The organism is Candidatus Rokuibacteriota bacterium, assembly GCA_016188005.1.
Classification (GTDB): domain Bacteria; phylum Methylomirabilota; class Methylomirabilia; order Rokubacteriales; family CSP1-6; genus UBA12499.
This window is the reverse complement of the sequence record JACPIQ010000095.1, coordinates 67,736-77,380: the sequence shown is the minus strand read 5'-3', so window position 1 is coordinate 77,380 and position 9,645 is coordinate 67,736. Positions and strand designations below refer to the sequence as shown.

Below are 9,645 nucleotides of genomic sequence, written 5' to 3'. Positions count from 1 at the left end.
GCGACGGATCTCGGACGAGGAGATGAAGCGGATCAACCTGGAGCCCAACCGCTTCCGCGGGGACTGGAACTACGTCATCCGGCCGCATCGCCCCCGAGTCCCACGGACAACTTGAGCCATTTATTTATTAACGGCCCCTAACCCTCCTGGCCAGGCTCGCCGGCGGGCCGGCTCCCGACACGTCGGCGTTCGCCGACGCCTTCGTGACCGTGGAGCAGGCGCGGGCCGGCGCGGTGCAGGCGGCGCTGGCCCGCGCCGCAGCGCGCGCCGCCGCAGGCGATCCGGCCAGCGCGGCGCTGGCCAGGCGCGCTCAGGAGCTGCGCCAGCGGCGAGCGGCGCTCTGGAGGCAGCTCGCGGCCGAGCGGGCGCGAGCCCCCTCGCCCGGAAGCGGGGCGCGCCTGGTGGCGCTCCGGCGGGCCGCGGCCGAGGCCGAGGGTGCCCTCACCGAAGCCAGCAGACGCCTGTTCGCTGCCTTCCCGCGCTATGCCGAGCTGGCGGCCCCGGAGCCGATCGATCTCAACGGGACTGCTCGGCTCTTGCGCCCGGGGGAGGCGCTGCTGAGCTTTCACACCATGGAGGACCGCCTCCTGGCCTGGCTGATCCGCCCGGAACGGGCCCCGGCATACCGGGACATCGCCGTCAGGAGACGAGACCTCAGCGTGCTGGTGGCCCGCGTCCGGTCGAGTCTTGACCAGAGCACAAACCCCGATCTCCCGGCGGGACGCCTCACCCCCTTCGATGTGGACGGCGCCCATGCGCTCCACTCGTTCGCGCGTTCTTCTTCGCGGGGGCACCGGCGCTGCTGGTCTCCCACTGGAGCGTGGAGGACCGCGCGACGGCAGCCCTCATGACCGAGGTGTTCCGCCGCTACGCGAGCGCCCCCTCGCTCCCGCGCGCTGAGGCCCTGCGGCAGGGCATGCTGGCGCTGGTCGCGCGCGCGGGAGGAACCACGGCCTACTTCGCCCACCCCTTCGCGTGGGCGGCGTTCTTCGTCGTCGGCGATGGCGGCCCCGCCCGCTGACGCATCTGGCCAGCAAGCCCTCCGCTCCGCGATCTCCCGGAGCACCACCGGTTCGGGGTCAGGTCTTGCAATCACGCATTGTCGGAATGCAAGACCTGACCCCCCGCAGGTTCAGCGAGAGGGCGCGGCGGGCTCGTTCGACGGGGTGAGCGGCTCAACGGCCTTGAGCGCCGGCGCCGCGACCGCCCACTGCTTCTTCCGCTCCGTCGCCGCGTGCTCCTGGCTGCGCCTGGCCCTGGACAGATTCTCCTCGGCGATGTCCAGCTCCACCTGGGTGACGGCCGACTGTCGCCGGGCGTGATGTGCCTGGGCCGCCTCGCGGGCGCGCCGGCTGTTCTCGAGCTCGGTGGTGGCGGCGATCTCCTTGGCCCAGGTTTCCTCCGCCGCGAGGAGCAGGTCGGAGGCCTTGAGCAGCTTTGTCAGGATCTCCCGCTCCCGGGCCGTGGCCGCCAGGTGGACTTGGTAGCGCGCTCTGAAATGGTGGTAGCGGCGCTCGAAATCCTGGAACGGGGGGCGCCACTGCTCGCGGCTCGTGCCAGGGTCGAGGAGACCGGCGAGCAGGCGGGCCTGCTTGACGACGGCCTGGAACTGGCGCTCGAACTCGGCCCGCGCCTCGGCCGCCCGGTCCCGCGGCGTGAAGACCGTCTCGATGGCAGGCCCTTGCGGGGCAGCCTCGGCGGCGGCCGGCTGCGAGGGGCTCGGGGGGGACGCCGGCCTTTCGCTGGGGACCTTGTCGAGCGAGATCAGTCGCGGGGGCTGCGCCAGCAGCGAGAACAGGTAGGTGACAGGAACAGCGAAGTTGAGGTTCTGGCCCGCGCTGAGGGCGCCCATGGCCACGCCGATGACCTTGCCGTCCTGGGTGAGGACGGGACCGCCGCTGCTACCCGGCGAGATGGGAGCGCTGATCTGGTAGAGCGTGCCCGTCTCCGCCGTGCGGATTCCGCTCACGAGGCCGGGCGAGAAGGTCCCCTCGAGCCCCTGGGGAGTCCCCACGGCGTAGATCTGCTCGCCCACGGCCACCTGGGCCGGATCACCCAGCGGGAGGGGTCGGGCTTTCATGTGGGAGATCTTCACGAGGGCCAGGTCGTGCTGGATGTCGATGCCCACCACACCGACGATCTCGTGCTTCGTCTCCTGGCCGATGAACTTCACGTAGCCGCTGACGGCGCCCTGGATGACGTGGGCATTGGTGGCCACCACGTCCTCGCGCACGAAGAAGCCGCTGCCGAGGCTTCTCGGCTCGCGCACGAAGAAGCCGCTGCCGAGGCTTCTCGGCTCGCGCACGATCAGGTAGCCCCCGGATCGGCTGCTTTGCAGGCCGCTGCTCATGACCAGGGACACCACGGAGGGGAAGACGGACCGGGCCAGCTCACGCGCCGTCTGGGCGGCCACGGCGTGCGGCGCCGGGACCAGGGTCAGGAGGAGCAGGGGGGGCAACATCCGGTAGCACCAGGCCAGTGGACGCACAGGGCTCCTTTTCCGATCCGCGCCAAGCCGGTCAGCTGATGCCGCCAGGGTAGCACCTCTCGGTGCCGAGGGAAATCCCGTTCGGCCGGGCGCCGCCGTCATCGCCGTCAGCCCCGGACCCGGGCGCGCGGGCACGACCGCAGGCTCCGGACCGGGGGCCGGATGGAGGTGGTAGGCGGGGCGAGGCTCGAACTCGCGACCCCGGCCTTGTAAGGGCCGTGCTCTCCCAGCTGAGCTACCCGCCTGCGACGATTATAGCCCGAGAGCGGTGAGGCGCCCCGGCGTCGGGACACCGTCCGCGTCCCAGCCGCGGAAGGCGTAGTAGCGGTCGAGCATCGCCGACAGCTCCTCCGGGGGACAGCGCATGCCGGCCGAGGGGCCATCGGGGATGGGCTCGTGCATCACGCGCCAGGGCAGGACATCGGCCGCGCGGCCCACGCCCTCGCGCACGTTGAAGAGCCGCTCGAGGTTGATGACGCGCTCGCCGACGCGTTCGAGCTCCTCCACGCCCGCGTCCCAGCCCGTGATGGCGCGCAGCATCCGCGCGTAAGGCTCCTCCACGTAGAGGCCGAAGCCGCGCTCGGCGGTGAAGCGGCAGAGGACGAGCGAGTCGCCGAGCGCCGTGGCGTGCTGGCTGCGCGCGGCGAACTCAGACTTGCCGTCGGGGGAGCGGCGATCGAAGCCCTGGGCGTACTGGGGCGTGGGGCGCGTGTCGTGGTGGCTGCCGCCGCGGGTGGCCGTCGCGTACCCGATGGACATGCCCTTGAGCGCGCGCGCCGAATGGGCCGGCAGCTCGAGGCGCTTGACCGCGTACACGCTCTTCGTGGCCTCCGGGTGCACGCTCTCGGCCAGTCGCCAGGCGCCCTCGGCCAGCCGGTCGCCGAACCCTTCGCGCACCGCCGTCATCTCCACCAGACGCAGCATGCCGCGCCAGTCGCCCCAGCCGAAGGGCAGGCCCACCTCGGCCGCAGTGAGCCAGCCACGCTCGAGCGCCTCCGCGGCGAAGGCGAGGGTCACGCCCATGCTGATCGTGTCCAGGCCCAGGAGGTCACAGAGGTCATTGGCGCGGGCGAGCGAGCCAGGATGCGCATTGCCGAGCATGGAGCCGAGGGCGAAGATGGTCTCGTACTCGGGCATCTTGGCCCGGATCCCCAGCAGCTCGCCGTCGCGGATCTCGTACTGCTTGCCGCAGGCCACGGAGCACTTGAGACACGTGGTGTCCCGGGCGTGGTAGCGGGCGTGCATCTCCTCGCCGGAGATGGCCGCGGCCTCGGCAAAGGTCTCCTGGCGGAGGTTATAGGCGCCCAGCGCGCCCAGCGCGTTGATGGGCCTCACGAGGAAGGACGTCCCGTAGGTGGACAGCGCCTTGGTGCCCGTCGCCAGGGGCTCGCGGCGCTCGTCGAGGAGCGTCTTGAGCCCGGCCGGATCGGCGACCTCCGTCTTCCGTGTGCCCGCCACGCTCACCGCCTTGACGTGCTTCGACCCCAGCACGGCCGCGATGCCGCCGCGGCCGGCCACTCCCTCGCGGTTCTTCCAGTAGGTCGCCATGCTGGCGAAGCGCACGAGCCGCTCGCCCGCCGGGCCGATGGCGATGGCGTCGGCCTGACCGCCCTCCGCGGCCTGGATGGCGGCGACGGCCTCGCGCGTCGTCTTCCCCCAGAGCTCGCGCGCTGGCCGCAGCTCGGCGCCCTGCTCGGTGACGCGCACGTACACGGGCTCGCCCGCGCGGCCAGTGATGACGACAGCGTCGAAGCCCGTGCGCTTCATGGTGGCGGGGAAGCGGCCGCCGAAGGTGGAGTCGAAGAAGAGGCCGGTGAGCGGGGACTTGGAGGCGACGCAGGCCCGGCTGTTGCCGGGCACGCTCGTGTCCGTCACGGGCCCCACCGCGAAGACCACCGCGTTGGCAGGGTCGTAGGCATCCACGCCGGGCGGCACGCCGTCGAGGAGGAGGCGTGCGGCGAAGCCGTTCCCCCCCACGAGGCTCCGCGCCATCTCCTCGGAAACGGCCTCCACCCGGCTCCGGCCGCTCGTCGCGTCCACGAAGAGGATCCGCCCGCCGTACCCTCGCATCGTCACCTCGTCCGGGGACGCGCCGCGCCGTCCGTCTGTCGGCGGCCCATGATATCAGATAGGATCGAGGCCATGAGCGACACCGTGGCAACCCGCCTGGCGACGCTGACCACGCTCGACGAGAAGCGCGCCCCCGTGGCCCTGGGAACGTTCTGGAAGGACCGCCCGGCCGTCCTCGGCTTCGTCCGCCACTTCGGCTGACTCTTCTGCCGCCAGCAGCTGGCTGGCCTCAAGACGGCGCTGCCGCTGATCGACTCGCTGGGCGGCGGGCTCGTGGTGGTGGGTAGCGCCCCGCCCGAGGCGATCCTGGGCTTCCGCGCGGCGACGGGCTACGCGGGGCCGCTCCTGGTGGACCCCTCGCTCCTCACCTTCAAGACGGCAGGCCTCGCCTACGGCAAGGCCAGGACCTTCGATCCCCGCGCCGTGCCGCGCCTTCTCGCCGCGCTGCTGTCCGGCTTCAGGCAGGGGCCTGCCCGCGGGCACATCCTGCAGCAGGGCGGCACCTTCGTGCTGGGGCCCGGGGCGACGGTGCGCTTCGAGTGGCGCGACCGCTTCCCCGGCGACCACCCCTCGATCGAGGATGTTCTCGCCGCGCTCGCCTGAGAGCCTCGCGCTCAGTTGACGCCGAGCGCCTTCAGTCCCCTGCGCGCAGCCTCCGCCAGCTCCGGCTCCACGCCGCTGGCGCTCTGGAGCTTCCGGTAGACGATGGCGGCCGACTCCCGCTGCTTGAGGGCGGCGAAGGACTGGCCCGCCCCCGCGAGGGCGCGTCGCGCCCAGGGTGAGTCGGGCGCGAGGTAGGCGGCCGTCATGAACGCCTCGACGGCGTCCTGGTGCTGGCTGGCCGCGCGATATCCCTCCCCGAGCCTGAAGCCGGCCTCGGCCGCCCCGGCTGGATCCGGGGCGTCGAGCCCCTTGAGCAGGAGCGGGCGGGCCTCGTCCCATCGGCCCTCGGCCTGCAGCAACCGTCCGTGAGACAGCGTCACCTGCTCGGCGCCCGGGGCGGAGGGATGCTCCTGGCGAAGCCGGCCGTAGGTCGCCACGGCAGCGGCGCGATCGCCCACAGCCTCCTGGGCCTGGGCGAGGAGCAGCAGCGCGCGCGCCATGCGCGGATCGCCCGCATGAAGCGTGACGAATCCCTCGAGCCGGCGCCGGGCCTCGTGCGCCGCGCCCGTGCGAAGCAGCGCCTCGGCGAAGTCCAGCCGCCCCGCCTGGTGAGCCAGGTGCGACGGATCGCGGGCGGCCAGCATCTGGTAGGCCTCGCGCGCCACCGGCCACTGGCCGTCGCGGGCCGCGGCCTCGGCGAGCCCGGCCAGGGCCGCCGACGTTGCCGGGTGAGCGGGGAACTCCCTCGCAAGCCTCCCCGCGAGCGTCCGGGCCTCTACCCACTTCTTCTCCTCGCCGGCGAGGAAGGCCAGCGCATGGAGCAGGTGGGGCGTCGTGGCCGGTGACGGGGGCCCGGCGAGCAGCGGGGCGGCGAGCCGCTCGAACTCGGCCTTCTTGCCCTCACCGAAGGCCACGGCGGCCAGGCCATACTCAGCGGTGGCCGCGACGGAGCCCGACCCGACATCCCGCGCGGCCGCCAGCTCGCGCGCGGCCTCGCCCCACTGCTTGCGCTCCAGAGCGACCACGCCGAGCCCGAGCCGTGCGACATCCTCGCCCTCGGCGAGCGCTGCCCGGAAGTCGGCCGCCGCCTCCGAGGGGCGCCCCGCCGCGACCAGTGCCGTCCCGCGCGCCAGACGCATGCGCCCTCGATACGGGGAGTGGGGGGTGCGGTCCAGGAGCTCGCTCAGCTCGCGAAGCCCGTCCGGCGCGCGCCCGGCGCGCACCGTGAGGATCGCGCGATTGAGCGCGGCGGCGGCCGCGTGCTCGCTCTCCGGGAAGCGCGCGAGGAGCCCGTCGAGCATCTGGAGCGCGCCCGACTCGTCTCCCGCCTGGGCTCTGAGCTCGGCCGCCAGGAGGAGCGCCCCCGGCGCCCGCGCGTCAGCGGCTCCCGCCTGCCCCGCGAAGCGCGTCCAGCTCTCGCGGGCTGCTTCGAACCGGCCGCGGCGATACTCGGCCCAGCCAAGCGCCAGGAGGGCGGGGGAAGCGAGCGGCTCGCCGGAGAAGTCCGCGAGGAGGCGGGCGTAGGTCTCCGCCGCGCGCTCGTACTGCCGGAGCCAGTACGCCGACTCCCCCTCCACGATGAGGGCACCGGCGCGTAGCGCCGGCGGGAGCGGCTCCTTCAGGAGCGCCTGGGCCTGGGTCGCGGCCCGGCCAAACTCTCGCCCGTCGAGATCCATCTGGGCGAGTCTCAGTCCCGCGTGGGCGGAGAGGGCTGGCGGCGCCGCGACCTGGCGCGCGGCTTCGAAGCGCTCGCGCGCCTCGGCGAGTTGCCCCGCGCGGCGCGCGACCTCCCCGCTGAGCACCAGCACGTAGGCGCGGACGTCGGGCTCGAGGCTCCGACCGAGGAGCTCCTGCAGAACGGCCTGCGCCTCGTCCGGCCGCTGCCGCTCGGCGGCCCAGCGGCCGACGAGGAGCGCAGCCGGCAGGGCCAGCGTCCCCTTCCGGTCGGCAGCGTCGAGCTGGCTCGCCTCGGCGGCGGCGCCGGCCCCGTCGTCGAGGTCGAGGAGGGCCTGCACGAGCCCGGCGCGCGCCCAGAGCCGCTCCGTCATCTGCGGGTAGGCGGTGAGGAGGCCGCGGTAGATCTTCACGGCCTCGAGGGGCTGGCCGGCGGCGCGGCGCCACCAGCCCAGCCGCAGGAGGCCCGTCTCGATCAGGAGCTGCGGCCCCGCCGCGGTGAAGACCTGGAGCCGGGCCGCGGCACCGCGCGCGTCGCCCAGCCGGCCGAGGGTCTCGCCGAGCCAGAAGGCGCCCTCGGCGGCGAGCGGCGCGGGCACGCTCCGGTTGAGGAGAGTCATCCACTCGTCCCGCGCCTCGGTGTGGCGCCCGAGCGCGTAGAGCGCCAGCGCGTGGCCGTGCCGCGCCCAGGGGATGATCTCGGGCGGCACGCTGCCCCTGAGGAGGCCCTCGAAGGTGGGGAGGGCGCGGGAGGCCTCGCCGCGCTCGAGCATCACCCACGCGAGCGAGTGGGTCGCGAACAGACCCAGCACATCCCGAGGGTCGTCCTGGGCGACAAGGGAGAGGTAGACCTCGACGGCCTCCCCGCGCTTCAGCCGGAGGCGGGTCTCGGCCAGCCAGTAGCGCGCCTCGCGCAGCGTTGACCGGTCGGTCCCCTTCTGGACCGCGATCGACAGCTCCACCTGGGCCTGCTCGAGCTCGCCCTTCTGGTAGCGGGCCTTGCCGCACTCGACCAGCTCCGAGGCCACGCCGAAGACGCTGCCGAGGGGGTTGCACGCGAGCAGGCGGGGCGAGGCGAGGGGGGCCGTGGGCCTGAGCGCTGGATCGGAGGCGATCCGCGGCGGCGGCAGCTGGGGGAAGGGGCGGGGCCCCTCGGGCAGCGGCAGCGCGGGCGGGGGCACGGACGGTTTCTCCAGCGCCGGTGACACCGGCCGGAGGAGGACCCCGAGCTCGGGGGCCGGGAGCAGCGGCGGATCGGCCGCGCGCGCGCCCGAGGCCAGCGCCGCGACGAGTGCCAGCGCGGCGGCCGCCGCACCCTTGCTCCCGATCCTGCAGCTCATGGCTTCCGTGCCTTTCCGGCCGCCGGCTTCTTGGCGGCGGGCTTGAGCTTCGGGGCGAGCGCGGCGCGGCGCCCCTTCGCCCAGCGCTGGAGTTCCTTGTCGGGACTGCCCGCGGCGACCTGGTCGTAGTGGCGCGCGGCCTGCTGCCACTGCCCCTGCTCCTCGAGGGCCAGCCCGCTTCCGGCCAGCGCGCGGAAGCGAACGACCGCATCCTCGCCCGCCAACTCCACCGCCGACTGGAAGGCCTGGTGCGCCTGCGGGTAATGCTTGAGCTTGAGCTCGCTCTCGCCGGCGAGCAGGAAGGCCTGCGCCCGGAGCGGCCCCTCCTCGCTCCGCGCCGCGGCCCGCGCCAGCGCCAGCGCGTCCTTGAAGGCGCTGCGCCCGAAGGCGCTCTGCGACAGATCGAGGGAGGCGCGGGCAGCCAGGGCGTGCTTGGGGAACTCGGTCCGCAATGCCGCCCAGGCGCTCTCGGCATCGCGCGGGCGCCCGAGCTGAGAGGCCACGAGGCCCGCGTCGTACAGGGCCTCGGCCGTGCGCGGGGACTGCGCCATGAGGCTGCTGTACTCCTGGGCCAGCTCGTCCTTCCGCCCCCCGCGCACGACGGCGGCCACGACCATGCGCCGGGCCTGCACGGCCAGCTCGTGCCCCGGGTGGGCGGCGATGAAGGCGCGGAGGTCGGCCAGCCCCTGCGAGGTGTGGCCCCCGGAGACCCGCGCATAGCCCAGCAGGTAGCGGGCATCGGGCACGAGCGCGTGGTTGGGATGGCGCTCGGGGAAGGAGCTCAGGAGCCCGGCCGCCTCCTCGAAGCGCTTGGCCTCCACGAGCGTCCGCGCGAGATAGACGGTCGCCGAAGGAACGCTGGAATGTTCGGGGAACGCCTCGATGAGCTGCCGGAAGGCGGTGATGGCCGCCTCGCGCTGCTTGAGCTCGAGCTGCGCCCACCCGAGGCCGTACAGCGCGTCGGGAGCCAGGGGGGAGGCGGCGTTGTCGGCCAGGAGCCGGTCGTAGACGGCGCGCGCGGCCTCGAAGCGCCGCAGTCGGAAGAGCGTTTCTCCTTCCCAGAAGCGGGCCTCCTCGGGCTGGCCCGGCGGCGGGGAGAAGCCCTGGGCCCGACGGAAGGCGTCCAGCGCCGCGTCGAGGGCACCGAGGGCCAGCCTCGCCTTGCCCAGGAGCAGCGTGGCCTCGGGCGCGCGGGCGTCAGAGGGGTAGCGCTCGAGGAAACGCTCCAGCGCCTGGCGGGAGAGGGCGTGGAGCCTGTCCTGGAAGGCGCGCTCGCCCACCAGGAGGAGGCGCTCACGCTCCTCGAGGGCTGCGGCTGGCGGGGCGTCGAGGCCTGCGCATGCGAGCACGACGAGAAGGACCACGGCGGCCCGGCACATCGAGAACCCCATGACAGGCTCACCCTACCACGAATCCTCCGCACCCTGGGGCGGGAGCGAGGCTCCTCCCGCCCAGGCTGGCCCGGGGCTC

Annotated in this window: 6 protein-coding genes, 1 tRNA gene and 1 pseudogene; 3 read left to right on the top strand and 5 right to left on the bottom strand. The window is 73.8% G+C overall.

The window, feature by feature from the left end; translation table 11 throughout:
• Positions 1-203: 203 nt before the first annotated feature.
• Entirely contained in the window at positions 204-851 is a 648-nt protein-coding gene (locus HYV93_18925; protein ID MBI2528044.1) for a hypothetical protein, read from the top strand.
• Positions 758-1,021 (top strand): annotated as a pseudogene (locus HYV93_18920) (CHAT domain-containing protein). The gene HYV93_18925 and the pseudogene HYV93_18920 overlap by 94 nt, the downstream one beginning before the upstream one ends.
• A gap of 111 nt (positions 1,022-1,132) precedes the next feature.
• Here HYV93_18920 and HYV93_18915 read toward each other — a convergent pair.
• From HYV93_18915 to HYV93_18905, 3 genes are all read right to left on the bottom strand, one after another.
• Positions 1,133-2,488 (bottom strand): trypsin-like peptidase domain-containing protein, encoded by a 1,356-nt coding sequence (locus HYV93_18915; GenBank protein ID MBI2528043.1) that lies wholly within the window; start codon positions 2,486-2,488, stop codon positions 1,133-1,135.
• A 169-nt stretch (positions 2,489-2,657) separates the two neighbouring features.
• Positions 2,658-2,733: transfer RNA gene (locus HYV93_18910), tRNA-Val, on the bottom strand.
• A 7-nt stretch (positions 2,734-2,740) separates the two neighbouring features.
• The gene (locus tag HYV93_18905) at positions 2,741-4,558 is read right to left on the bottom strand and encodes an aldehyde ferredoxin oxidoreductase family protein (protein MBI2528042.1); all 1,818 of its coding nucleotides are present in this window, start codon (positions 4,556-4,558) and stop codon (positions 2,741-2,743) included.
• Positions 4,559-4,777: 219 nt separating this feature from the next.
• Here HYV93_18905 and HYV93_18900 point away from each other — a divergent pair, with 219 nt between their 5' ends.
• On the top strand, positions 4,778-5,161 hold the full coding sequence (locus HYV93_18900; protein ID MBI2528041.1) for a hypothetical protein: 384 nt from the start codon (positions 4,778-4,780) through the stop codon (positions 5,159-5,161).
• An 11-nt stretch (positions 5,162-5,172) separates the two neighbouring features.
• Here the strand turns inward: HYV93_18900 and HYV93_18895 are convergent, their stop codons facing one another.
• Together HYV93_18895 and HYV93_18890 are read right to left on the bottom strand one after the other, a co-directional pair.
• Positions 5,173-8,175, bottom strand: a complete 3,003-nt coding sequence (locus HYV93_18895) for a tetratricopeptide repeat protein (protein MBI2528040.1) — start codon at positions 8,173-8,175, stop codon at positions 5,173-5,175.
• Positions 8,172-9,566 (bottom strand): tetratricopeptide repeat protein, encoded by a 1,395-nt coding sequence (locus tag HYV93_18890; protein MBI2528039.1) that lies wholly within the window; start codon positions 9,564-9,566, stop codon positions 8,172-8,174. The genes HYV93_18895 and HYV93_18890 overlap by 4 nt, the downstream gene beginning before the upstream one ends.
• Positions 9,567-9,645 lie beyond the last annotated feature (79 nt).